The organism is Spirillospora sp. NPDC048911 (assembly GCF_043198015.1).
Lineage (GTDB): Bacteria > Actinomycetota > Actinomycetes > Streptosporangiales > Streptosporangiaceae > Spirillospora.
Genome location: NZ_JBICUD010000010.1, coordinates 442764 through 468121, shown reverse-complemented (window position 1 = coordinate 468121; position 25358 = coordinate 442764). Strand labels below are relative to the sequence as shown.

The following is a 25358-nucleotide window of genomic DNA, read 5'->3' as shown; positions in this document are numbered from 1 at the left end:
GCCGCCCCCCGTCGTCGAGGATGTGAGCCGTTTGGAAGCCCCCCGGAACCTGGAAGACTCCGCGACGCCGCGGCCGGCCGACGAGCCGGTGGCGGTGGTGTCGATGGCCTGCCGCCTTCCGGGCGGCGTCACCGGCCCGGAACGGCTCTGGCGGTTGCTGGACGAGGGCCGGGACGCGGTCGGCGCGTTCCCGTCCGACCGCTGGGACCTCGGGGCGCTCTACGACCCCGACCCGCGGGCGCCGGGCACCACGTACGCGCGTGAGGGCGGCTTCCTCGACGACATCGACGCGTTCGACCCGCGCTTCTTCGGGATCACCACGCGGGAGGCCGCGGCGATGGACCCCCAGCAGCGGCTGCTGCTGGAGACGGCCTGGGAGGCGCTGGAACGCGCCGGGACCGTGCCCGCCCGGCTCGCCGGAACCCCGACCGGCGTCTACGTCGGCATGCTCGGCAGCGACTACCTGTCGGGGATCGGCCTCGACCAGTTCAACGGCTATGTCGCGACGGGCTCGGCGCTGAGCGTCGCCTCGGGCCGCCTGGCGTTCACGCTCGGCCTGGTCGGCCCGGCGATGACCGTCGACACCGCCTGCTCCTCGTCGCTGCTGGCGGTGCACCTGGCGGCGACCGCGCTGCGGCGGGGCGAGTGCGACACCGCGCTGGTCGGCGGGGCGACGGTGATGACCACGCCGCAGACGTTCGTGGAGTTCAGCCGGTTGCGGGCGCTGTCGCCGAGCGGGCGGTGCCGGTCGTTCTCCGACGACGCCGACGGCACCGGGTTCTCCGAAGGCGTCGTGATGATGGTGCTGAAGCGGCTCGGCGACGCGCGGCGGGACGGCGACCGGGTACTGGCCGTCCTGCGCGGCACGGCCGTCAACCAGGACGGGCGCAGCCAGGCGCTGCTGGTGCCGCACGGCCCGTCCCAGGAGGCGGTGATCCGCCGCGCGCTGGCGGCGTCGGCGCTGGACCCGGCCGACATCGACCACGTGGAGGCGCACGGCACCGGCACCACGGTGGGCGACCGCGTCGAGGCCGACGCGCTGTCGCGGGTGTTCGGCGACGGCCGCCCGGCGGACCGTCCGCTGCTGCTGGGCTCGCTCAAGTCCAACCTCGGGCACACCCAGGCCGCCAGCGGGCTGGCCGCGTTGATGAAGGTGGTGCTGTCGCTGCGGCACGAGCGGCTGCCGCGCACCCTGCACGCCGGGACGCCGAGCCGCCGGGTCGACTGGGACCGCAGCGGCCTGCGGCTGCTCCAAGAGCCGGAGCCCTGGCGGCGGGGCGATCGGGTGCGGCGCGCCGGGGTGAACTCCTACGGCATCAGCGGCACGAACGTGCACGTGATCGTCGAGGAGGCGCCGGAGGAACCGCTCGTGCCGGAGGAGGCGCCAGCGGAACCGCCTGCGCCGCCGTGCGAGTCCGGGACGGGCCGGCGGATGTTCGTGGTGTCGGCACGCGGTCCGGCCGCGCTGCGCCGCCAGGCCGGGCGGCTGGCCGCGCACCTGGCCGACGACCCCGCCGCCGCGTTGCCCGACGTCGCCCACACCCTCGCGCTGCGCCGGACGCACTTCGACCGCCGGGCGATCGTGCTGGCCGCCGACCGGGACACGCTGCTGTCGGGCCTGGACGCGGTCGCGGCCGACCGGCGATCCCCGGTCGTGACGCCCGCGGCCCGCGAGCCGCTGCACGGCAAGGTGGCGTTCGTGTTCCCCGGCCACAGCGCGCGCTGGGCCGGGATGGGCACCGACCTGCTGGACCGGTCCCCCGCCTTCGCCGAGGAACTCGCGCGCTGCGACGAGGCGATCGGACGCCACGCGGGCTGGTCGGTGCTCTCGGTGCTGCGCGGCGAGGACGGCGCTCCCGGCCTCGACCAGGTCGAGGTGACCCAGCCGGTGCTGTTCGCCCTGCACTGCGCGCTGGCCGCGATGTGGCGTTCGCTCGGCGTGGAGCCCGGCGCGGTGGCCGGGCACAGCCTCGGTGAGATCGCCGCCGCGTACACGGCGGGCCTGCTCACCCTGGACCAGGCGGCGGCCGTCGTGACCCGGCGCGGCCTCGCCATGCGGGCGGTCGCGGGCCGGGGCGGCGCGGTGGCGGCCGGGCTGCCGGCCGGCCGCGTCCGGGAACTGCTGACCGGCTTCGGAACCCGGCTGGAGGTCGCGGCCGTCAACAGCGGCCGGTCCACCACGGTCTCCGGCGACCTGGACGCGTTGTCGGAGTTCAGGTCGGCGTTGCGGCAGGCGCAGGTGCCCGTGTGGGACGTCCCCGTCGGCTTCGCCGCGCACAGCTTCCACATGGACGCCATAACCGGCGACCTGCGAACCGCCCTGGCCGACCCACCCGATGCTGCCGGTGCGACGGGCGGCTCGGCGGCAACGCCGCCGCCGGACTCGACGCCGACGGACTCGACGCCGACGCTGTACTCGACGGTGCTGGCCGAGCCGCTTCCCGCCGGCGCGCTGGACGCCGCCTACTGGGTGCGGAACGCGCGCGAGCAGGTCCGGTTCGCCGACACCGTGCGCCGCATGCTTGACGACGGGTTCCGGTACTTCGTGGAGGTCGGGCCGCATCCGACGCTCGTCTCGGCCATCCAGACCGTCGCCGCGGAGGCGGGGATCGCCGCTGTGGCGGTGGGCTCCCTGGCCCGCGGCGAGGACGGCCACGACTCGATGCTCGGCAACCTCGCGCTCCTTGCCGCCGCCGGTCACGATCCCGACTGGTCGAAGGCCGTTCCGGCGGGCTCCCTGGTGGACCTGCCGACCTACGCGTTCGAGCGCGACCGGCACTGGACCTCCCCCACACCCGCCCGGCAACCCCCGGACGGCCCGCCCCTGCTGCATCGACGTGTCGAGGACGGCCGCGCTCCCGGCCGCCACCTCTTCGAGGCCGAGATCGACCTGCGCGACGACCGGTTCGCCTACCTTGCCGACCACCGCGTGGGCGGGGCGGTCTGGCTGCCCGGCGCCGCGTACGTGGAGATGGCGCTGGAAGCGTCCGGCGCGCTGGCGCCCGGCGCGGACCTTTCCAGGGTGCGGTTCGAACGGCCGCTCAGGCTGGCCGAGGACGAACCGGTCGTCCTGCAACTGGACGTCCAGCCCCCCGACGCCGCCGAGATCCGTGCCTTCACGGTGTCGTCCCGCCCGGTCGGCGACCTGGACGCGGCATGGACGCGCCACGCCTCCGGCCGGTTCGAGACCGCGGCGGATGAGCCGGACGAGGCGGGCGCGGCGACGGACGAGGTGGACGCGGCGGCGGGCGCGGCGGGCGAGGCGGCGGACGTGCCCGGCCCGCTGGGCGAACTGCGCGACCTGTGCACCGAACCCGTCGAGATCTCCGCGCTCAACGCCGCGATGGCGGAGACCGGGCTCGACTACGGCGCGGCCTTCCAGCTCCTCGAAGCCGGATGGGCAGGGCAGGACATGGCGCTGGGGCGCCTGGCCGAGCCGCCTCCGTCGTCCTACGTCCTGCATCCGGCGGTGCTGGACGCGGCCTTCCGCGCGACGGCGCTGCCGGGCGGAGGCCCGGCCGGGGCGACGCTCGTGCCCGCCGGGGCGCGGCGCGTGCGCCTCAGCGGCCTGCGCACCCGCCCGGCCTGGGTGGCCTGCCGCGTCCGGTCGCTGTCCGCCCGGGGCGCCCTCATGGACCTGTGGCTGCTCGACGAGGACGAGCGACTCGTCCTGACCGTCGAAGGCTTCGCCCTGGCGGCGCTACCGTCCCAGCCCCGGCCCGAGGAGTCGCTGTTCGAAGTGGAATGGCGGCACCGTCCCCTCGCCGAGGAGCCCGCGGGCGAGGGCGCCTGGCTGGTGCTGGCCGACGAGTCGGGCGTGGGAGCCGATCTCGCCGAGCGGCTCGGCGATGTCGGTCCGCACGTGATCGTCCGGCGTGGCGACGCGTTCGAGGCCGAGGCGCCCGCCCGCTACCGGATCGATCCGGCGGACGCCGCGCAGTTCGCGCGCCTGCTCGACGAGGCGTTCCCCGGCGGGCGGCCCGAACGCGTCGTCCAGCTGTTCGGCCTGGACGCGCCGCCCATCACATCAGCCGAGACCATGGCGGAGGCGGCGCTCCTGTGCTGCACCTCCACGCTGCATCTCGTCACCGCGCTCCGCGAACGCTCGTGGAGCCCGCGGCTGTTCCTCGTCGGCCGCGGCGGGCAGGCCGCCGGTGGCAGCGGTGCGGTGACGCATCCGCAGACGGCGCTCGGCTGGGGCTTCGGCACCACCGTGACCCATGAGTGCCCCGAGCTGCGGACCACCCTGGTCGACCTTCCGTCCAGCGGCGGAACCGGCGCGCTCTGGAGACAACTGCGCCACGCGGACGGCGAGCCGAGGGTCGCGCTCCGCGAGAAGGGCCGCATGGTCCCCCGGCTGCGCAGGGCCCGCGCCGCGACCGCGGACTCCCCCGTCCGCGCCGACAGAACCTACCTGGTCACAGGCGGTCTCGGCGGCCTCGGCCGGGTGGCGGCCGAACGCCTCGCCGCGCAGGGCGCACGCCACCTGGCCCTGCTCGGCCGCCGCGAGCCGGGCCCCGAGGCCAAGGAGTGGATCGGCACGCTGGAGGGCCGGGGGGTCGAGGTCCACGTTCTGCGCGAGGACGTGGCCGACCAGGCCGACCTGGCGGCGGCGCTCGACGGCCTGCGCGCCCAGGCGCCCCCGATCGGCGGGATCGTCCACACGGCGGGCGTCCTCGACGACGCGACGCTGCTGACGCTCACCCCCGACCGGATCGGCACGGTCCTGGCGCCCAAGGTGCTGGGCGCGGCGCTGCTCACCGCGCTGGTGCCCGAGGCGGAGTTCCTGGTCATGTTCTCGTCGGCCGCGGGCCTGCTCGGGCCGGTCGGGCAGAGCTCGTACGCCGCCGCGAACGCCTTCCTCGACGCGTGGGCGCACTCACTGCACGCCGCGCGGCGCCCGGCACTGAGCCTGGACTGGGGAGCGTGGTCACAGGTCGGCATGGCGGCCGCCGCCGACCCGACCGGCCTCGCCGCGGCCGGCGCGGCGGCCGCGGACTCGAGCCGCACGGCGGACGCGGGCCCGCGGACCGGTCTCGGCGCCTTCTCCCCCGACGAGGGCGGTGCCCTGTTCGCGCGTCTCCTCGGCACGGCCCGGCGCCAGCTCGCGCCGATCGTCGTCGACCAGGCGGCGCTGACCCGGCACGCCACGGCGTTCGCGGCGCATCCGCTGCTGTCGGAACTGGTGCCGAAGACGGCCGCCCCGCCGCCCGGCAGGCTCGCCGAGCGGATCCGCTCCGCCGCCACCCCGGCGGAGCGGACCGGCCTCGCCGAGACCTACCTGCGCGGCGCGGTCGGCGACATCACCGGCGACGACGCGGCCGAGGTGCCGTCCGGGAGGCCGCTGAAGGAGCTCGGCTTCGACTCCCACACGCTGGTCACGCTGCACACGTCGATCATCGGCGACCTCGGGATCGAGGTGTCCCTCACGGCGCTCGCCGCGTCCGACCTCCGCGAGCTCACCGGACTCGTCCTCCAGGCCCTCGCAGGAACAGGCGCCTCGGCGGCCTCGGCGGGTGCGGCCGGCCAGCCGCCTGATACCCGGGAAAAGGCGCCCGAGACCGAGGACGAGGTGCCCGAGCTGACCACCCGGCCCGCGCCGCGCGACGTGCTGCGCCTGCTGCGAACCGGGCGGCAGGGGACCCCGGCCGCCGCGCACCACCTCGGCCTGGCCGTCCGGCTGACCTCGCCCGTGGCGCGCGAACGGCTGACCGGGATCCTGGCCCGGATCGCCGACCGCCACGCCGCCCTGCGCATGGCGATCGTCCAGGATCCCGAGGACGGGCAGGTGCTCGAAGTACGGCGCCGTACCGCCGAGCCGCTCCTGCGCTGGTCGGCCGTCCCCGAGGACGTCGATCCCGGTGAACGGCTGCGGACGCTGATGGAGCCCGCGTTCGACCTCACCGCCGCTCCGCTGTGGCGGTTCGAAATGCTGGAGACCCCGTCAGGAGAGCAGTACCTGCTCTACGGCGCGCACCACGCGGTGAGCGACCTCCAGTCGCTGATGCTGGTGATGGGCGAGATCGGCGCCGAGCTGGCGGGCGCGCCGCTGGACGCCACGCCGTCCAACCGCGACCTCGACCTCCTCATCGAAGCGCAACCCTCGCGGACGCCCCGCGAGCGCGATGAGGCGATGCGGCGGTGGCGCCGGGAGATCGCCGGTTCGCGGCGCCTGGAACTGGCGCTGGCACGGCCGCGACCAGCCGAACGCACCTTCCGCGCCGGAACCGTCGCGGTCGAGATCCCCGGTGGCCTCATCGACAGGGTGGCCGAGCAGGCGCGGCGGCTCTCCATCACGCCGGCCGCGTTCTGCCTCGGCGCGCTGACGGTGTTCCTCGCCCGGCTCCGGCGCCGCACCCGGTTCGCGCTGGCCGTTCCGGTCGACACGCGCATGCACGCCGGCGCCCTCGGCGCGCTCGGGTTCTTCGGCGTCCCGGTCCCGTTCGCGGCCGAGGTCGCGCCGGACGAACCGATCGCCGACGTGCTCCGCCGCACCGACGAGCGGCTCGGCGGCGTCCTGGAGAAGGGCGCCTCGTTCTTCGACGCGATGGCGGCGCTCGCCGAGGAGGGCCTGTACCGGCCGGACGCGCCGCTCGTCGAGGTGTACTTCAACTTCATCAGGACGCCGGCCCCTCCTGGCGACGCGCTGGAGTTCCTTCCGGCCGGCACCGGCCACTCCGACCTGGACCTGATGATCACGATGGCGCCGGACCTGGGCCACCTGCGGCTGGACCACAGCCTCGACATCCTCGACGAGCCGACCTGCGAGCGCCTCGGACGGGACTACCTCGACCTGCTGACCGAGCTCGCCGCGAGTCCGGCGGCGGCCACGGCGTCGACCTCGATCCCGGCGGCGGACGAGCCCGACGAACTCGCGTCGCGCGTTCCAGCCGACGAGCTCGCGCCGCCTACGACCGCGGCCGAGGCCCGGCCGTCGGTCGCCGTGGCGGCCACGTTCGCCCTCGGCAACCTGCCCGCGCTGCTCGGCGCCGCACTGGACGACGAGTTCGACATCACCGAGGCCCCGTACCACCAGGTCTTGGCGAGTCTGCGGGATCCCGGCGGCGCCTTCGCCCTGCCCACGGCCGCGGCCGGAGTCGTCCTGCTGCGGGCCGCGGACCTGACCCGGTTCGGCCCGGTGACCGACGAGCTCCTCGCCGAACTGGCCGGCGAGTACCCCGACGCGCTGCGAACACTCCACGAGCGGACGGGCATCCCCGTCATCGTCGTGTTCCTCCCCGCCCGGTCCGCGGACGAGCGCCTCGAACGGTGGGAACGGGAGCTGGCGGCCCGGGTCGCGGCAGTTCCCGGAGTCGCCGTCCTGTCCCGCGACGACTGGGCACGCCACCATCCCGCCGGCGACCCGTTCGACGACGAGACCGACACCCTCGCCCACCTGCCGTTCCGGCCCGAGTTCCAGGCGGCGCTCGCCCTCGCGGCGGCCGAGACGATCCGGGCCGTGCGCCGTCCCCCGCCCAAGGTGATCGTGGTGGACGGCGACGACACCCTGTGGGGCGGCGTGGCGGCCGAGACCGGCCCCGGCGGCGTCGAGCTGGCCGGGCCCTACGCGACCCTCGCCCGGCGGCTGCTGGAGTGGCGCGCCGCGGGCGTCCTGCTGGTGCTGGTGACCAACAACGACGAGGCCACGGTGCGGGAGGTCCTGGCCAGGCCGGACGGCACGCTCCGCGCCGAGCACTTCAGTCTCGTCTCGGCGGACTGGGGATCCAAGCCCCAGCGGATCAAGGCGGCCGCCGCCGACCTCGGGCTGGGCCTGGACGCCTTCCTGTTCCTGGACGACAATCCCGTCCAGGTCGCGGCGGTCCGCGCGGAGCTGCCCGAGGTCCTCTCGGTCACCTGCCCGCCGGCGGACGAGCTGGAGGCGTTCCTGGCGCGGCTCTGGCCGGTCACGCCCCGGCCCGCGACACGCGAGGACGCCGACCGGGCCGACTTCTACCGGCAGGAGCACGTCCGCCGCCGCGAACGCATGCGCACCGGCTTCGCCGAGTTCCTCGAACGGCTGGAGCTGGAGGTGGACATCGCACCGCTCGACGAGGCCACGGTCGAGCGCACCCTCCAGCTCGGCCGCCGCACCAGCCAGTTCAACCTGCGCCCGGCCACCCCGGACGCGGCGGCGCTGGACCGCTGGCGGCGCGACGGCGAGGTCTGGACGGCCTCGGCCCGCGACCGGTTCGGCGACTACGGGCAGGTCGGCGTCCTGGCCGTCCGGCCGGCGGACGGCACGCTCGAGGTCGTCGCCTGGATGCTCAGCTGCCGCGCACTCGGCCGCGGCGTCGAGGAACGGCTGCTCGGCTGGCTGGCCGACCGCGCGGACGCGCTGGGCTGCGCGAACGTCCGGCTGGTCGCCGAGCACACGGCCCGCAACGTCCCCGCGCGTCGGCTGGTCGCCGCGCTCGGCGGGGTGAGCGCCGACGATCCGGTGCTCGACCTGACGGTGGAACCCTCGCGGCTCCGGGCGTACCGCTCGTGGGCCGAGGACACCGGCGAACAGGACACGACAGCGGCACGCGGGGAGGCCCACGGTGACTGATTCCACGGTGAACGAAACGGGCGGCGGCCCGCCGCCTCGCGGCACCGACCGCGGCCGCGAGGCCGAACTGATCGAACGCCGCGGCGGGGACGGATCCGGCGTCGCGGACCTGCTGGCCCGCGTCCGGTCCCGGAGCACCAAGGACGCGCCACCGGCCACCGGCACCTGGGACCTGGAACGACTGGCCGCCGCCATCGCCGAGCGGGCGGACCGCTTCCTCAACGGCACACGCGTCGACGTCGACACCGACCTCTTCGACGCCGGAGCGACGTCGGTGGACGCCGTGGAGCTGGCCGCGGTCCTCGCCCGGGAACTGGGCGTACGGATCACCCTCGACGACGTCTTCGCCGACGGGCGTCCGCGCCGCCTGGCACAACTGTGGCTCACACGCGAGCCCCCCACACCGACCACCCCCGGGTCTGCCGCGCCCGCTACCGCGCCTGCCGCCACGTCCGCCACGTCCGCCACGTCCGCCGCGTCCTCCGCCGTCACGTCGGCCGTGCCCGCTGCCGCCGCGTCTGCTGCGGCTGCCGGTGTGGGGGGCGGGACGGGGTCTGCGACGTCTGTTGCGGTGTCCGGTGACGAGCTTGGCGCTGTCAAGGCCGACCTCGCCCGCGCCGACGACCTGCCCTGGGTCGGGCCGTCCGAACAGGCCGAGCCCCGCCGGATCCTGCTCACCGGCGCCACCGGGTTCCTCGGCGGCCACATGCTGCTCGACCTGCTGCGGCGCGGCGACGCGCACGTCGTCTGCCTCGTCCGCGCCGCCGATGAGCGGGAGGGCGAACGGCGGCTCGCCGAGGCGCTGACCGGCTACCACCTCCCCTGGTCCGCCGAGGTCGCCCGGCGGGTGACCGTGCTGCCCGGCGACATCCGGCGGCCGAGACTCGGCCTGGACGAGGACCGCTGGCAGGCGCTGGCCGGCGAGGTGGACGCGATCGTCAGCGTCGCGGCGGCGGTGGACTTCCTGCGCGGCTACCGCTCGCTGCGGCAGACCAACGTGCTCGGCCCGCTGACCCTCACGGAGCTGGCGGCCACCGGCCCGGTCAAGCCGCTGCACCACATCTCCTCGATCGCGGTGTTCAACGAGCTCGGCATCACCGCGATGGGCGAGGACGATCCGCTCGGGCACGTCGACCGGCTGTTCACCGGATACGACCAGACCAAGTGGGCGTCGGAGGTGGCGCTGCGCCGCGCCCGCGAGCACGGCGTGACGGTGACCCTCATGCGGCCCGGCGGCATCGGCGGGCACACCCGCACCGGCGCCCACAACCCCAAGGATCTCGGCAGCGGCCTGCTGTCGGCGTTCTCGCGGTTCCGCGCGGTGCCCGCCTTCCGGTACATCAACGCCTCCCCGGTGGACTGGGTCAGCCAGGTGGCGGCCGCGATCGTGTACGAGCCGAGCGCCTGGGGCACCACGTACAACCTCACCGGCGAGCCGAACACGCTTCAGGACGTGCTGCGCGACATGCGTACGGGCGGCATGAACGTCCCGGTGATGCATTGGGAGGAGTGGCGGAGCGCCTTCCTGGAGTTCATGGAGGCCGACCCGGTGCCCGAGCTGGAGTTCCTGGTGCGGATCCTGCGCAGTCCCACCGCCGTGAAGCTGTGCGAGGCGACGCTGCTGGGCCCGGCGGCGTCGGCTGGGCGCACCGAGGCGTTCGTGGCCCGGCACGGCCTGCCCGCGCCGGCCCGGTACGGGGCGCAGGCGCAACTGAAGACCTACGAGCGGCTCGCCGAGGACGGGCTGGCACGCCTGCCCGACAAGGACGATCCGCCGTTCCTGTCGTTCCGCGAGACGATGCGGGGCGTTCTGGAGGACACCCGGTGCGAGCTGTCGCTGCGGCTGTCCATCGCGGGCATGTACCAGCTGGCCAGGGAACGCAGGCTCGATGTCACCGGCGAGGTGACCTGCGCCCTGCTGCATCCCGAGCCGCTGACCGTCGAGGCCGGGGACATCTGGGTCCGCCCCCTGGACGGGATCCCGCACCGCCACGGCCTGAGCCATCCCCTGCTGAGCTATCGGCTGCGGTTGCGCGACGCCGCCGGGCAGGGGTGGTGGCTGGAAGGGCTGAAGACCGCCCGTGCCCGCCGCGACCTCTGGCGCCAGTCGCGCACGCTGGCGATCCGGGTCGGGCGCGAAGGAGAACCGGCGCACCTGGCCGGCGAGGTCGTGGTGCCGCCTGACAGCTACGTCCGCGACCAGATCGACGGCATCGAGGTGAACCCGGCGCTGCCCGCGCCGGAGCAGCGCCTGGCCAAGCTGATGTGGCTCGGCTGGTTCTTCGCCCAGATGGGCTGGGGCCTGCTGGAGCCGTCGCTGCGCGCGGGCGCGGAACTGCTGGACCTGCGCCGCGACGTCGCCCGTACCAAGGAGATCCGCTGATGCCCCGACCGACGTCCCACGTCCCGCCGCGCTCGACGTCCCACGCTCCGCCACGCTCAGCGTCACGCGCCCTGCCGCGCCCAGCGTCACGCGCCGCGTCACGCCCGCTGCACGCCAGGCTCGACGACGCCACGGTCGAGCAGGTCCCGCTCCGCGTCTCCGACGGGACCGAGCTCGCCCTGCACCGGGTCTACCGGGTGGACGACGACCGGCCGGCGGTGCTGCTCCTGCACGGCCACACCGCGTCGGCGGACATGTTCGTTCTGCCCGAGACCCGCAACCTCGTCGACGCCCTGCTCGACGCCGGCTACGAGCCGTGGCTGCTGGACTGGCGGGGCAGCTGCCGCCTCCCCTACAACGAGGACGGCACGACCTACACCTTCGACGACGTCGCGCTCCACGACATCCCCGAGGCGGTGTCCCTCGTCCGGGCCCGCATCGGCACCCGGCGCCTGTTCGTCGTCGCGCACTGCCTCGGGGCGCTGTCGCTGTCGATGAGCATGGCGGCGGGCCTCGTGCCGGGGCTGGCGGGCGTGGTGGCGCAGGGCGTCTTCATGACGCCGAAGGTGACCGTGCCGACCCGGTTCCGGATGCACCTCAGCTTCGAGCTGCTGCGCAAACGCGTCCACCACCTTCCGGTGGACTTCCGCAAGGCCGGATTCCGCTCGAAGTACACCCCGCTGTTCGCGCTGGCGTCGCTGGGCGCGGACTGCCCGGACCCCACCTGCCAGATGCTGCACAACTCCGCGTGGAGCGTCGGGGCCTCGCTGTTCGTGCACGACAACCTGCATCCCCGCACCCACGACCGCCTGGCCGACCTGTTCGGGACGGTGCCGCTGTGCGTGCTGCCGCACCTGCGGCGCATCGAGCTGGCGCACACGATGGTCCGCTGGAACCTCAGCGACCACCGCTACCGGGCTCTGCCGGAGAACGCCCTGGACAACGCCGGCCGCATCGACTGCCCGGTGCTGCTGCTGTCGGGCAGCGAGAACCGGCTCTGGCTGGACGCCAACAAGCTGTGCCATGACGTGCTGAAGGCCCGCCAGCCGCAGCTCGACGTACGGTACGTCGAGGTTCCCGGCTACGGGCACGTCGACCCGTTCATCGGACGTGGCGCGGCCCTGGACGTGTTCGGCCACATCATCGACTTTCTCGACGCCCAGAAGTAGAACCGACCGGCGCCCCGCGGACCGCTGCCGCACGGGGCGCCGTCGTCAGGAGATCAGCGGCTCGACCGCGCGGTGAACGCGTAGTTCTTGACCTTGGCGTGGCCCTTGAAGCTCATGGAAGGGGTGCCCTTGCAGCCCTTCTTGGACCAGAACGTCGTGCCCTTGGAGCTGTTGATCTTAAGGGACCGGATCTTGAAGGCGTTGTCGTAGTTGACGCACTTGTTCTTGTAGTGGTTGTAGCCCTTCCAGGTGCCCTTGAAGTTCGCCTTGGTGTACATGCAGACGTCATAGGTGCAGGCCCGCTGGGCGGTGGCCGGGGCGGCCTGCGCGGCGGTCGCGGTGAACGGAACGAAGGCGGCCGCGGCGGCGATGCCGACGCCCAGCGTGCGCGTTCTGAAAGACAAGAGAACTCCTCTTCGCGATTCGGGTGAACGGCCGTGGCTTCAAACGATCTTCGATCGGGTGAACGGCCCACAAGGCGCCTGGGCACCGTCTGCGAGCGGGCGCACATGGCTCTTCGGCACTAATCACGAATGGCCGTCCCCGCCGTGCGCCTAGGACGGTCAACACGCCTGAGAGGATCTCGTCCTGCGGCGATGGCGTTTTGGCCCTGCTGACCTGCGGCTTCGCTGGGCGGCTGCCCTAGCCTGAGGGCATGGGGGGACGTCGGGGGCTGCCGCGCGCCGATCGCGGGGGTGAGCTGCTGGAATGGTTCGTTCTCGCCGGGATCAGCACCGTCCTGCTGACCCGCGGCTACCTGGAGGTGACGGGCTACCCGCAGATCGGCGGGGACGGGCTGCACATCTCGCACGTGCTGTGGGGCGGCCTGCTGATGCTGGCCGCGCTGGTGCTGACGCTGCTGTACGACGGCCGCCGCGCCCGCCGCTGGGTGGCGCTGCTCGGCGGCGTCGGCTACGGGCTGTTCGTGGACGAGGTCGGCAAGTTCATCACCAGCGACAACGACTACTTCTACCAACCTGCCGGAGCGGTCATCTACCTGTCGTTCGTGGTGCTGGCGGTGGTGCGGCTGCTGGTGGCCCGCCACCCCGGCGACGGTTTGTCGCACTCCCCCGCGCGGCACGAGGTCACCGCGCCGGTGCGGTGGACCCGCCGCGCCGCCGACGCGGTCGCCCGGCAACTTCAGCGCCGCTGGGCGGTGGTGCTGGTGGCGCTGGTGTTCGTCGCGCAGGCCGTGCCCGGCATCACCGTCGTGGTGTCCTACGTCGGGCGGATCACCGATCCACCCGAGCTCGTCGCCTCGCTGGACACCGTCTCGGAGATCACCTCGATCGGCACGGCGGTGTCGGCACTGGTTTCGGCGGGCTTCGGGGCGGCGGCCGCGGCCGCGCCGCGCGACCGGCCGCAGGTACTGCTGGACCGGCTGCGCTGGGCGGTGCTGGTGGACCTGCTGATCACCCGGATGTTCGGCTTCTCCTACGGGCAGTTCGCCTCGACGGCATGGCTGGCGTTCGACCTGGTGCTCTACGGCATGATCACCCGCGAACGGCAGCGGACGCGGGTCAGAGAACGTGCGCCGCGGTGAACCGTTCGGCGGCGTCCCATAGTTGGCGTTCGCGCTGGGGGTCATACGACTCCTCGGACGACCTGGCCACACGGTCACGGTCGACGTACGACCCCGTCGGTGCCTTGGTCGTGCCGAGGACGACGTCGGCGAGGCAGCGGCCCGCGGTGCCGGGGCTGGTCGCGAACGGCGTGAGGGTCATCACCGGCAGGACGCGCCGCATGGCGAACCGGGTCAGGGGCCCGGCGTTCCGGGCCAGGCCGGTGCCGGGGACGAGGCCCGGGTTGTAGGCGACGGCGTCGATCCCGGCCGGCAGGCGGCGCGCGTACTCGTGGACGAGGTAGATGGCGGCCAGCTTGCTCGTCGAGTACGCGGTGCGTCCGGCGCCGGTGCCGCCCGGCCGGGGGAAGGCGCCCGGGCGGGCGAGGACGTCCGGGGACGTCCAGACCGGGCCGGGCACCATGCCCATGTTGTGCCTGAAGTCACCGAAATGGGTGTCGCTGGCGGTGATCACGATCCGGGCCGGGGCGGCGAACCGATCCTGGAGCAGACGGACGAGCAGGTGGTTGGCGAGCACGTTCACGGTGAACGTCGACTCCAGCCCGTCGGGCCCCTCGGTCAGGGCATTGGTGTACTGCATGCCCGCGTTGCCCACCAGGCCGCGCAGCGGCGGCAGGTCACCGCGCTCCAGCCGGTCCCGGATCTCGGCGGCGGCCGACCGGACACTGCCGAGCGAGCCCAGGTCGGCCGCGACGTGCGAGACCGTGCGCCCGCCCGCGGCGAGCTCGGCGGCCAGCGACGCGCCGGCGGATTCGCGGGCGACGACGAGGAGGTGCACGTCCGGCGACCGGCGCAGGATGTGCTCCGCGGCGACGCGGCCGATCCCGCGGCTGGCGCCGGTCATCACGATGGTGTGCTGCACGACAGGCTCCTTCACTGGTCGGACGAGGGCACCGACCAGGTTCGCCGCTGTGGCCATCACCAGCCAGTGCCGTCCTGGTCACTAGGACCGGCAGTACCAGGCTGGTGCGCTGCCTCGCCCCGCCGGCCAGCGAGAATGAAGCCATGGCTGACTTCGGGCAACTCCTGCGCGCCTGGCGCGACCGCCTCGCCCCGGCCGACGCCGGCTTTCCCGCGATGCCAGGCCGTCGCGCGCCGGGGCTGCGCCGTGAGGAGCTCGCGCAACTGGCGGGGCTGTCGGTCGACTACGTCCTCCGCCTGGAGCAGGGACGCGCGACGAATCCGTCGGCACAGGTCGTCGGCGCCCTGGCCCGGGCCCTGCAGCTCTCCCCCGCCGAACGCGACCGGCTCTACCGCGGCGCCGGACTCCTGCCGCCGCAGGACGGAACCGTCAACACCCACGTACCGGCGGGCATCCAGCGGCTCGCCGCACGCCTCGGAGACTTCCCGATCGGGGTGTTCAGCGCCGACTGGACGCTGGTGTGGTGGAACGGCATGTGGAACGCCCTGTTCGGCGACCCCTCCGCCGTCCCGGCCGCCGAACGCAACCTCGCCCGCGCCCTGTTCGGAGACGGCCCTGCCAGCCACGCACTGCGCCCCGTCCACTCCGAACGCGGCGAAGACGCCTTCGCGGCGTCGATCGTCGCCGACCTCAAGGACGCCGTCTCCCGCTACCCCAAGGACGCCCGGCTGGGACGCCTGGTACAAGAGCTGCGCGAAACGTCCGACGCCTTCGAACATCACTGGGCCACGGCGACGCCGAGCTCGCACGTGACCGACCAGAAGACGATCAGGCATCCGGAGATCGGCGACATCCTCCTCGACTGCGACGTCCTCATCGTCCCAGGTGCGGACCTGCGCATGGTCACCTACACGGCGGCGGCCGCGAGCAGCGACGCGGGAAAACTGGACCTCCTCCGCGTCACAGCCGGCCACACCACACTCCCCTGAAAGCGGGCCGCGGCTTCGCGGCCCAGCGTCGCGCCTCGGCTTCGTGCTGCGGCGGGCTGCGGGCTCAACGTCGCGCGTTAGCCGCCAGCGGTCGCGGCTTCGCGCTGTGACGGCCGTTGGGTGGCTGGAGCCCCGTCACTGGGCGAGGTCGGGAGGCCCGTCGTACAACGACTGCAGAGCAGCCGCGTCCAGCGAGGCGACCAGCGCGCGCGGCAGGGCCTCGTCCTCCGGGTGATGGCCGGCCAGGTACACCAGCGCTTCCCCGATCTCCTGGCCGGTCAGTTCCGCCAGCGTCTTCCCAGCCCACGTGGGTCGCTGGCCCGGGCCGGCCTCGGTCGTCGCGATCACGTTCCACCCCCTGTAAGAACGTAAATTTAGCCAGCGCCTGTCACCGTCCGCACAGAAACCGGCGCAGCGATTTGACCACATCCTGACGCTTTGCCGCCCACCCGACAGCCCGCGAACCCCAGCCCACCTGGCGATTGACGCGGGTGGGCCGCATGACCGGCCCGAGCCCGTGGTGATCGAAATCACCTATGGTTCACCGGGGCTGGGCCTCTGCGTCGGCCGCCGTCACGTCCTCCCAGGCGGCCAGCGAGCCGGCTTGCTTCAAAACACATAAACGAGGTCGGGTTTGGCGTGCGCCGCGCGTGTCGCGCTGCCGCGGCGCACCGCCCGGCAAAGTCCGCGGGTCAGGCGTTCTGCGGCATGCGCTCGGGAGTCATGCCGGGGCCGATGGCCGCTTGAATCTTCGACGCCGTCGAGGCGCGGTTGCGGACGGCCGGCGTGGACTGGGTCGTTCCCCCCGACGATCGCCCCTCCGGCCGCTTCGGAACGTTCGCCGACCCCGACGGCAACTACCTCCAGATCATCCAGTTCCGCTGAGCGGCCACCGCGCGGGCGGGCGCGACAACGGCCTCTCGCCAGCGTGTGGGCTGGCGAGAGGCCGTTGCGTCGCGGAGCCGCCGGCATGTGCCGCCCACAGCTCCGGGTGGGACGTGGTCTCTCAGCGACGGTGGACTTCCAGGGCGGCGCGGACGGCGCTTTCCAGGGCGCCTTCGATCCAGGCCGGCTTGAGACTGGTGTGGTCGCCGGCGAAGTGGATGCGGCCTTCGGGGGTTCGGGTGGCCGGGTGGTGCTCGTGGAGCTGGCCGGGCGTGATGATGGCCGCCTCGCCGAGGGCGTACCGGGCGCGGGTCCAGGATTGGGAGATGCCGTGGCCGGTGAACTGCTTGTAGACCTGGTCGCCGAACATGGCGGCCATGCCCTGCAGGGCGAAGTGCACGCGTTCGCTCTCGGTGAGGGAGTCCCAGCGCATCGCGTCGTCCGACCAGGTGTAGCTGGCCAGCACCACCCCGCCGCGCGAGTCGCCGTCGACGTGGGACGGGAAGTAGGTGAAGCGGTTGGGCAGGTCGGACACGCAGCCGCCGCCGACGAACCCGTTGGCGCCCTGCTCCCAGAAGCGGGTCTTGAACTCCAGCAGCACCTTGGTGGCCGAGTCGTAGTGCAGCTCGGTGATCGCGCGGCGCTTGGCGTACGACAGGGCGGGCTCGAACGTGCAGAAGCGGGCCGCGGTCGCCGGGATCGTCACGATGACGTAGTCGGCGTCGAAGACCTTCACCGGGTCGGTCGGGGCTCCGTCGCTGTCCTCGGTGCCGGACTCGGCGGTGGTGTGCACGTGGACGCCGTCGTCGGACTGGGTGATGCGCGTCATGCGGCGGCCCTGGTGGATGTCGCCCTTGAGCTCCTTGGCGAGAGCGTCGGTGAGCGACGCCGTGCCGCCCTGCAGCTCCCAGAACTGCGTGGACGGCCCGATGAGGGCGTGGTCGACGACGGCCGGGATGATCGAGTAGTGCAGGCGTGAGGTGAGGTTGTCGAGCGTCCCCACGGCCTGGATGCGCGGCAGCTCCCAGCCCTTCTCCACCAGGTACCGGTGCATCGAGTGGTCGTCGAAGTCGCGGTACACCCTCGTCCAGCCACGGATCTGCTCGGCGATCGGCTTGTCGGCCGGCACGTGGAGCGGGGCGAGGGCCGCGTCGAGCGCCGCGCGGGTGGACGTCGGGATGCGCACGCCGCCGAACGAGGCGTTGACCGGCCCCGGGTTCTTGGCGTATTCGGCCCGGGTGACCCGCTTGCCGTTCACCTGGATCAGCGTCCGGCCCCCGGCCTTGGGCGCGCGGAACCCTCGCCGGGGTCCGTTGCTCCACTCGTGCCCGGTCCACGACCGGTAGACCACCGAGGGCGTGGCTCCGGGCCGGGAACCGGGCAGGACGTCGGACAGGTAGAAGGGACGGCGCCGCAGCCCGAGCTTGTCGGCCAGCGCCAGGACGAGAGGGTGCGAGTCAGGCAGCCGCATCGCCCCGGCCTCGGCGTAGAGCGCCTTGTCGGCGAAGACGCCCCGGAAGGTCTTGACCCGGCCGCCGACCCGGTTGCCGTTGGCCTCCACGATCGTGACCCGGTGACCGGCGGCCTTGAGAAGCCTGGCGGCGACGAGCCCGGCGGGCCCGGCCCCCACGACCACGATCCGCTTCGGCCGCGTCGCCTTCGGCAGGCCCTCGTCGATGAGGATCCGCAGGTACTGGAGCTTCAGGTCCTCGCCGGCCGGCCCCACCAGGAGCGTCATCTTCGCGAGGTCGTCGCTGACCGCCCGGGACTGCCGCAGCGGCATCCCTTGCAGTGCCTGCGCCGGCCGGGCCCCGGCGAGCAGCGACGCCGCCGCCCCGGCCCCGGAGACCGCCAGAAATCCACGCCGACCCATCCCAGATGAATTCTCCGCCACGGCCCGGGCCTCCGCTCGTCACTCTTTGTAATTGGATGAACACACTTTTAACACCTGTCGACTGATGTCGGCAAGAGGACGTTGAAACCCGGGTTGGCGCGGGCAAGGGTCGAAGTGTCCGAGACTGGTACAGATCGCCCCCGGCGGCGCTCTGGGCGGGCCGCTTACGTCCGTCCGGCCGCCCTGATGACGACCGGTGCGAGGACGACCTCCTTGACCGCCAGCGCGAAGACGGCGCCGACCGCCCCGAAGAGGGGAACCGTCACCGCTCCGGTCAGGACGACGGCGACCAGGCCCGCGACGCCGCCGGCCGCCGTACTGCGCAGGTTGCGCGATCCGGTGTTCTCCAGCAGGTATGTGGCGTAGGCCATCGCGAGGTAGAGCGGCACGCGGCTCGCGGTGAGCGCGACCAGCAGGACGATCCGCGCGTCGACGACCGCCACCGCCAAGGCCGCGGCGGCGAACCACAGGGGCCCGGCCCACAACACCGCTTGCGCGAGCCGACGGGCACGCGCCCGTCCGAGGGCCGCGCCGTGGCCGGTCAGGCGCACGGACGCGGCGGGCTGGAACATGCGCTGCGCGAAGTAACCCGCAGCGATGAGCAGGGACCAGCCCATCAGCACCAGGTACAGCTCGCCGCTCTGATCGGCGTGGCCGGTGAACGCCAGCTCCACGTAGAGGGCGCTGGTCGCGGCGTTCGTCATGACCTCGGGCGCGCCCATGAGCAGGACGGTGGCCGCCAGCAACCGGCCGGTGCGTCCGGTTCGTGGGCCCCCGGCGGGCAGCCCGCGGACGAAAGCCACGTTCAACGCGGTCGTCAGGGTCAGCAGCCCCCACAGGAAGACGATCGGCGGCAGCCCGACGAGCAACGTCGACCCGAGCAGCACGGCCAGCCCCGCCGACAGGACGGCGTACCCAGCCAGGTCGTAACCCGGGCGTCCGAGCGCGCGGTAGAGTGCGGTGCCGAGCAGCGTGCAGCCCAGGGAGACGTGGTAGGCGGCGGCCGTGCAATAGAGCGCGGCGGTACCGGACGGCTGCACCACCGTGACGGCCACGGCCACGGCGCCGAAGGGCAGGGGCAGAAACGCCACCGCCGCCCGCAGCGGCCTGATCAGATCGCTTCGGGTCCGGCGCGCCCGCGGGAACAGCTTGAGGATCGCCTTCTCCGGCCCGGCCTGGACGAGCGGCGTCAGCCAGACCGCCGCCCCCACAGCCGCCGCATACCGACCGAACTCGGTGCGCCCCCACGCGGCGAGCAGAGCCACGCCCGACACGTACAACACAACGCGGAACACGGCTCGCCCGGCAAAGAGCGACACCAACACCCGAGCCCCAACCAACCGCCCCCAACCCCCCGCGTCCCCACTCCGACCCTCACCCGACCGCCCCCGACCCGCCGCGTCCTCACCCAGAGCCCCACCTGTGGCCTTTCCGGATACGTCGGCGCCCCCCGGGCTTCCGGCATTCCCGGAGACCGCGACCTGCGCCGGGCCCCCGACCCCCTGCAAGCCCCCAACGTCCCCCGCACTCCCCGCACTGTCTGAGGTGCCCGCACTGCCCGCACTTTCCGCGCTGCGCGCGCTGCCTGAGGTGCCCGCGCTGCCCGCGGTGCTTGTGCTGCCCGCGGTCGCTGCGGTGCCCGCGCCTCCGGAGCTCCCAGGGGTTCCGACACCTTCAGAAACCCTGGCCTCCACCGGGATCCCGACGCTCCCCGAGACCTCGACGTCTCCCGCGCTACCCGAAATCCCGGTGCTCCCGGCGTGGCTGGGGACCTCCTCGGCGGGGCCCGGGGTTCCGGTGTTCATGGGGTTGCGGCGATCGCGTATGAGGGGACGAGCTCCGCGCCGAGAGCGGCCTTGAGGTCGCTCTTGCCCTTGCCCAGGATCACCCCGGTCTTACCGGCGGCGATCGCCCACTCGATCAGCCGGCCGTAGGAGTCGAAGTACAGGTGCCGGACGGGCAGCGCCCCCCAGCGCCAGTAGAGCGGCCACTCCGGATGGTCGAGGATCAACCCGGCGCCGAGGAGCCGGTCCCGCCCGTCCCGGTAGGTGATCGCCTGCACGTCGGGCTGGCCGATCAGGGCCTCGATGTAGGGGAACGGCAGTGGCGGCGAGGGCGCCAGCCCAGACAGCAGCCCGCCCCGGTATTTGTTCTCGTTCCGCCAGAGCAGCGCGGCGAACTCGGCCGCGCTCGCCAGGTCGCGCGCCGGGCCCGTCAGGCATTCCAGGTCGCGCAGGCCACGCCGCTGCCGCCGCAGATCGGCCCGCCGCGACTGCGACAGTGCCGCGTACCAGCCGTCCACGTCGCGCCAAGGCGTGGCCACCCGGGCGACCGGGTTGAGCGGCCGCGTCAGCCGCACCGCGCCCGGGATCGTCGGGCGGTCCCGCTCCCCCGCGCGCAGCCAGAGCACGCCCGGCCGGAACCAGCCGCGCGTGGCGTGCCGCAGCAGGTCACGGCGGTGTTCCGGCGCGGGCTCGCCGACGAACCACCAGCCGCGTTCGGCGCTCGCGGACGGGACCAGCACCGCCGGTACGCCGAGGCGCGCCATCCCGGGTGACGCGTACCGGCGCGACACCGCCCGCATCCCCGCGAGCACGGCGCACACGACGGCGGCGGGGCGGCCCGAGTCGTGGACCACGCTGAGCCGCAACTGGTGGCGCGACGTCCAGGCGGCGATCCGCAGCAGGTCGTACGACCAGACGGCGTGCCGCCCCGCGTCGGCTACCAGCGCCCGCCAGTACGGCGGTTCGGGGTCGCGGCGCGGGTCGAGGACGTCCAGTTCGATCATCGCCGCCGCAGCCGCGCATAGGCCGCGCGCACCGCCCGGCCCGGGGTGAACAGGATCGCCAGCGCCAGCGCGACGTGCACGGCGATGAACACGAACGCCTCGTTCTTGGTCGGATAGTGCCCGAGGCGCACCTTCATGTGGTCGGCCCACGTCCAGACCTCGGGAATCGGCGTCCACTTCGGGTCGGTGTGCGGGTTGACCGTCAGGAACGCCAGGTCCTCCAGCCCGGAGAGCTGGAGGGCGAGCAGGGCGAAGGCGATGCGCAGCGTGTTGTTCCGCGAGCCGCCGCCGAGCCGGTAGGCGAGCGCGAGCGCCAGGATGATGAACGGCACCAGCGTGAGAACCGTGTAGTAGAGGTCCGAGCCCGGCTTCCCGGCGACGAAGAACATCCGCGGCACGAAGAAGCAGAAGAACGCCAGGAAGCAGACCGGGATCGCGATGAGCGAAAGCCGCAGCCGGTGCGCCCACCCCAGGTGCAGGTGGCCGATCCCGACCGCGGCGGTGATGAACGGGGTGAGCTTGAAGAGGAAGACCCAGAGCGAGTCGATGTCGTGCTCATGCGGCAGCGCGAACCACACGATGCCGCCGAGGACCGCGGCGACGGCCCCGGCGATGAGCGTGACCGCGTTCGCACGGAAGAACGGCGGCAACGCACCCGCTCCAGCCGCCCCCTCGGTGGCCTCGACCGCCTCCGTTGTCTCAGCGGTCTCAGCAGGCTCGCCGGTCTTGGAGGTCTCGACCGCAGCGGCTCCAGGGGCGGTAGGAGCGTCTTGGGGTTCAGGTGTGTCGGCCACTTGCGTTGGTCCCGTCGGTTCAGCGGACGACATGGTGTTCTCCTTCTGCGGCTTCGGATGAGGGGAGCACGGGACGGACGTCCAGGCGCAGCCGTCCGACGGCGGTGTCCAGGGCCTGCTCGGCGGCGGCCGCTGACTCCCCGGTGCTGACGATGTGGCCGATCTTGTGGCCGGACTGGTCGAACGGATCGACGATGTCGCCGGGCCCGGCGAAGAGCTCCAGGTCGGCGACGCCGCCGGAAGCGCGCGCGTCGTCCAGACCATTGACCGCCACGAACTCGCCCGGCTTCTCCAGCGGCGAGCCGAGCAGCTCGAGCAGCGCGTGCCGGGGCCGTCCGGCCGGGGTGAGGTCGAACGGCTCGCCGAGCACGAGCGACACCAGCGCCGCCACGACGTCGACGCCGTAGGCCGCCGACAGCAGGCGCGGGATGCCGTTGCCGCCGAGCCGCGCGTTCACCTCGATCACGCGTTCCCGCCCGTACGGCGGTAGCACGACGTCGAAATTGGCGGGTCCGTCGGTGATGCCGAGCGCGCGGCAGAGCCGTTCGGCGGTGGACGCGAGCCGCGCAGCTGTAGAGCTGTGAACGAGCGCCGGGCACCGCAGCCGCCGCACGACGAAGTCGCCGTCCGGCACGAACGTCTTCTCCAGCACGGCGGTGAAATGCGCCGCGCCGCCGCGCATGAACGTCTCCACGACGAGCTGGCGTCCCTGCACGACCTCCTCGACGATCACAACACCCGCGCCGCTCGCGTACGCCTTGGCGTGCGCGATCGCCGCAGGGAGTCCGGCGGGGTCGGCAACGCGGCGCACGCCCTTGCTGCCCGAGCCGTCGGCGGGCTTGACCACGAGCGGACGGTCAAGGAGGGCGGCACGGACGGCCAGCTCGTCGGGGTCGGCCGAGCAGACCCAGCGGTAACCGTCGACGCCCGCGGCCCTGGCGACCTCATGAAAGGCTGCCTTGTCCATGGACGCGGCGACCGCCTCCCGCGGATACACGTACGGCGTTCCGTACCGGACACACAGCTCGTGCCAGGCCGACAACCCGGCGTCGCTCGCGGCCGACACGATGCCCGCCGGACGCGTGTCGCCGAGCGCCTCGGCGATGGCGTCGGCGTCGCGGATCGAGCAGTGCAGGAACCCGTCGGCGAACGGCAGCGCTGGACGGTCGCGGCGGAAGTCCACGGCGATCGCCCGCACGCCCCGCCGCCGCGCCTCGCGGTAGATCGGGATCTGTTCCTCCGCCGCGCCAAGAACCACCAGCTCCCCGCTCACGACGCAACGACCGGCGGCACAGACGACGAGTTGGACGGCGGGGCGGTCGGTGGGTGCGCGGCCGGTGGGGGTGGGGTGGGGAGGCCGTTGTTCAGGGTGTCCTCTGGGTGGAGGTTCACGTTGGCCTCCTTGATGTAGTAGGGGCGGGGCCGCTGCATGTCGAGCAGCAGCCGGTAGAGGTAGCGGCCCACCAGCGCCGTCGATGCCAGGGCCAGGCCGGAGAGCAGTGCCGCCGTGGCCGCGTGCGTGGTGGCGCCGCCCGTCCCGGCGTAGCCGAACAGCGCGGTGAGCAAAGCGAGAGCGAAACCGAGCGCGGCCACCAGGTAGACGGCGTTCAGCGGGCGCCATGAGTAGCCGAAGAAGAGCTCGAAGCTGTGCCCGGCCAGCCGGGTGAGCCGGAACTTCGAGCCGCCCCCGGCGCGCGGACGGTGACCGGTCTCCACCACCGCGTACCGCGCGCCGACCATCGGCACCATCGCGATGAAGTACGGGCTGCCGAGCCGGAGGCCGACCAGGGTGCGGGCGACCTCCGTCCGGACGACGCGGAACGTGGAGGCGCCGGGCGGGATGTCGATGGCGAGCAGCCGCCGCGCCGTCCACTGCTGGGCGGACGCGCCGAACCGTCGCAGCGGCGGGTCCTTCCGGTCGCGGCGGATGCCGAAGACGACGTCGTAGCCTTCCGCCGCCTTCTCCAGCAGGTTCGGGATCTCCTCCGGCGGCGCCTGCAGGTCGGCGTCGATCTGGGCGCACCAGGGCTGGCCCGCGTAGGCGAAGCCGGCGGCCTGCGCCGCCTCGAGCCCGAAGTTGCGGGTGAACGACACGTACCGGACGCGCGGGTCGCGTTCGGCGAGGCCGCGGATGCGGTCGAGGGTGTCGTCGGTGCTGCCGTCGTCCACGAAGAGGATCTCCAGCGGCTCGATCCCGCCGAGCGCGCCGGTGAGCTCCCGGTGCGCCGTCTCCGTCTGGACGCCCTCGTTGAAGCAGGGCACCACCACCGTGAGCCCGCTCATATCAGCCGCTCGGTCCACGTCGCGGGCGTGAGCCCGGAGACGATCTCCAGCTCGATGTCGTAGTCGAACTCGCGGACGCCCCGTTCGCGGATGAAGTCGACCATGCTGACGATGCCCTCCCGCAGGGTCGTCCTGGTCTCGTAGCCGAGGAGCCGCCGTGCCTTGCCGGAGTCGCAGGTGGCGTGGTGCACCTCCAGCGGCCGTTCGGGCATGAAGATCGGGTCGCACGGGATGCCGATGACCTCGGCGATCGTCTCGGCGAGGGTGCGGACGGTGACGGGGTTCTCGTCCGGGCCGACGTTCACCACCTCGCCGCGCACCGCCGGGTCCTCGCCCAGCCGGACCAGGCAGGAGACGACGTCGTCGACGAAGCTGAAGCAGCGGATCTGGGAACCGTCACCGTAGATCACCGGGCGCTCGCCGCGCAGCATGCGGTTGATCATGATCGCCGCGACGTTGCGGTAGGGGTCGCAGTACCGCTGTCGCGGTCCAATGATGTTGTGCGGAACGGCGATGTTGTATTCGACGCCGTGGGTGTCGCAGAGCGAGCGGATCGTCAGCTCGGACGCGTATTTCGCGATGCCGTACGGGGTGAGCGGCGCGGGGGTCATGTCCTCGGTGAACGGCGGCTCGCCCTCGCCGTAACGCGACATCGAGGAGCAGTGCACGATGCGGCGGACACCCGCCTGAATGGACGCCGACGCCACCGCGACGGTGGCGCCGCAGGTGTGCTCGTAGACGTGTGAGGGAGAAAAGACGCTGAGCCCCTCGTAGGCGGCCGCGGCACAGTTGTAGACGAGGTCGACGCCGGTCAGGAGGTCGGCATAGGACGCCATGTCACGGCAATCGGCGTCCCGGAATTCGACTCCGTCCGGAACGTTGTCCTTGTAGCCGCCGTCCAGGTTGTCGATGCCGCGGACGATGTGTCCGCGGGCTAGAAGTGCGTCCGCGAGATGGCTGCCGAGAAATCCGGCGACCCCTGTGATGAAGACGGGTGTGGACACCACAATTCTCCTTCCGCACCGCGCTGTGCGGAGCGGTGGTGACGCTCCGCGCAGCCGCGAGACCCACGGCCGGAGCGGGATGGCCGGCCCAGGTGGAGGGCTTTTTCGCGGAACTTAGCAGCCCGAAATGCCGACCGCACAGACTCGTTACCGATCCGAGTTCTGGTCAAAGCCGAA

The 25358-nt window shown here is 73.1% G+C and carries 16 protein-coding genes; 6 read left to right on the top strand and 10 right to left on the bottom strand.

Annotated elements, in window-relative coordinates:
* The first annotated feature begins 31 nt into the window (after window positions 1-31).
* Genes ACGFNU_RS39220 through ACGFNU_RS39210 form a run of 3 tightly spaced genes read left to right on the top strand, consistent with a single transcriptional unit; the run spans window position 32 to window position 12100 of the window.
* On the top strand, window positions 32-8548 hold the full coding sequence (locus ACGFNU_RS39220) for an SDR family NAD(P)-dependent oxidoreductase (RefSeq protein ID WP_392601652.1): 8517 nt from the start codon (window positions 32-34) through the stop codon (window positions 8546-8548).
* Window positions 8541-10931, top strand: coding sequence for a thioester reductase domain-containing protein (locus ACGFNU_RS39215; RefSeq protein WP_392601651.1), 2391 nt, complete (start codon window positions 8541-8543; stop codon window positions 10929-10931). Before ACGFNU_RS39220 ends, ACGFNU_RS39215 begins: the two co-directional genes overlap by 8 nt.
* Entirely contained in the window at window positions 10931-12100 is a 1170-nt protein-coding gene (locus ACGFNU_RS39210; RefSeq protein WP_392601650.1) for an alpha/beta hydrolase, read from the top strand. Before ACGFNU_RS39215 ends, ACGFNU_RS39210 begins: the two co-directional genes overlap by 1 nt.
* A 53-nt stretch (window positions 12101-12153) precedes the next feature.
* Here the strand turns inward: ACGFNU_RS39210 and ACGFNU_RS39205 are convergent, their stop codons facing one another.
* The gene (locus tag ACGFNU_RS39205) at window positions 12154-12504 is read right to left on the bottom strand and encodes a hypothetical protein (RefSeq protein WP_392601649.1); all 351 of its coding nucleotides are present in this window, start codon (window positions 12502-12504) and stop codon (window positions 12154-12156) included.
* A 251-nt stretch (window positions 12505-12755) separates the two neighbouring features.
* On the opposite strand from ACGFNU_RS39205, the gene ACGFNU_RS39200 reads away from it, so the two are divergent.
* Complete coding sequence (locus ACGFNU_RS39200; RefSeq protein ID WP_392601648.1) at window positions 12756-13643, top strand: hypothetical protein; 888 nt, start codon at window positions 12756-12758, stop codon at window positions 13641-13643.
* Here the strand turns inward: ACGFNU_RS39200 and ACGFNU_RS39195 are convergent.
* Window positions 13621-14544 carry an SDR family NAD(P)-dependent oxidoreductase gene (locus ACGFNU_RS39195; protein ID WP_392601647.1) on the bottom strand — a complete coding sequence of 308 codons (924 nt, stop codon included), beginning with the start codon at window positions 14542-14544 and terminating at the stop codon, window positions 13621-13623. The two genes, ACGFNU_RS39200 and ACGFNU_RS39195, sit on opposite strands and share 23 nt — an antisense overlap.
* A gap of 143 nt (window positions 14545-14687) precedes the next feature.
* Here ACGFNU_RS39195 and ACGFNU_RS39190 point away from each other — a divergent pair, with 143 nt between their 5' ends.
* Complete coding sequence (locus ACGFNU_RS39190; RefSeq protein ID WP_392601646.1) at window positions 14688-15533, top strand: helix-turn-helix transcriptional regulator; 846 nt, start codon at window positions 14688-14690, stop codon at window positions 15531-15533.
* Window positions 15534-15668: 135 nt separating this feature from the next.
* Here the strand turns inward: ACGFNU_RS39190 and ACGFNU_RS39185 are convergent, their stop codons facing one another.
* Window positions 15669-15881, bottom strand: coding sequence for a hypothetical protein (locus ACGFNU_RS39185; RefSeq protein ID WP_392601645.1), 213 nt, complete (start codon window positions 15879-15881; stop codon window positions 15669-15671).
* Window positions 15882-16280: 399 nt separating this feature from the next.
* On the opposite strand from ACGFNU_RS39185, the gene ACGFNU_RS39180 reads away from it, so the two are divergent.
* On the top strand, window positions 16281-16418 hold the full coding sequence (locus ACGFNU_RS39180) for a VOC family protein (RefSeq protein WP_392601684.1): 138 nt from the start codon (window positions 16281-16283) through the stop codon (window positions 16416-16418).
* Between the two features lie 121 nt (window positions 16419-16539).
* On the opposite strand, the gene ACGFNU_RS39175 is transcribed toward ACGFNU_RS39180, so the two are convergent.
* The 7 genes from ACGFNU_RS39175 to ACGFNU_RS39145 form a co-directional block, all read right to left on the bottom strand.
* Window positions 16540-18291, bottom strand: a complete 1752-nt coding sequence (locus tag ACGFNU_RS39175) for a flavin monoamine oxidase family protein (protein WP_392601644.1) — start codon at window positions 18289-18291, stop codon at window positions 16540-16542.
* A gap of 185 nt (window positions 18292-18476) precedes the next feature.
* Window positions 18477-19577, bottom strand: a complete 1101-nt coding sequence (locus tag ACGFNU_RS39170) for a hypothetical protein (RefSeq protein WP_392601643.1) — start codon at window positions 19575-19577, stop codon at window positions 18477-18479.
* A 536-nt stretch (window positions 19578-20113) separates the two neighbouring features.
* Window positions 20114-21100: a hypothetical protein gene (locus tag ACGFNU_RS39165; RefSeq protein WP_392601642.1), complete on the bottom strand. Its 987-nt coding sequence runs from the start codon at window positions 21098-21100 to the stop codon at window positions 20114-20116.
* The gene (locus ACGFNU_RS39160) at window positions 21097-21927 is read right to left on the bottom strand and encodes a hypothetical protein (RefSeq protein WP_392601641.1); all 831 of its coding nucleotides are present in this window, start codon (window positions 21925-21927) and stop codon (window positions 21097-21099) included. Before ACGFNU_RS39160 ends, ACGFNU_RS39165 begins: the two co-directional genes overlap by 4 nt.
* Window positions 21914-23167, bottom strand: a complete 1254-nt coding sequence (locus ACGFNU_RS39155; protein WP_392601640.1) for an ATP-grasp domain-containing protein — start codon at window positions 23165-23167, stop codon at window positions 21914-21916. The genes ACGFNU_RS39160 and ACGFNU_RS39155 overlap by 14 nt, the downstream gene beginning before the upstream one ends.
* On the bottom strand, window positions 23164-24177 hold the full coding sequence (locus ACGFNU_RS39150) for a glycosyltransferase family 2 protein (RefSeq protein ID WP_392601639.1): 1014 nt from the start codon (window positions 24175-24177) through the stop codon (window positions 23164-23166). The genes ACGFNU_RS39155 and ACGFNU_RS39150 overlap by 4 nt, the downstream gene beginning before the upstream one ends.
* Window positions 24174-25181 (bottom strand): NAD-dependent epimerase/dehydratase family protein, encoded by a 1008-nt coding sequence (locus ACGFNU_RS39145; protein WP_392601638.1) that lies wholly within the window; start codon window positions 25179-25181, stop codon window positions 24174-24176. The genes ACGFNU_RS39150 and ACGFNU_RS39145 overlap by 4 nt, the downstream gene beginning before the upstream one ends.
* Between the last annotated feature and the right edge of the window lie 177 nt (window positions 25182-25358).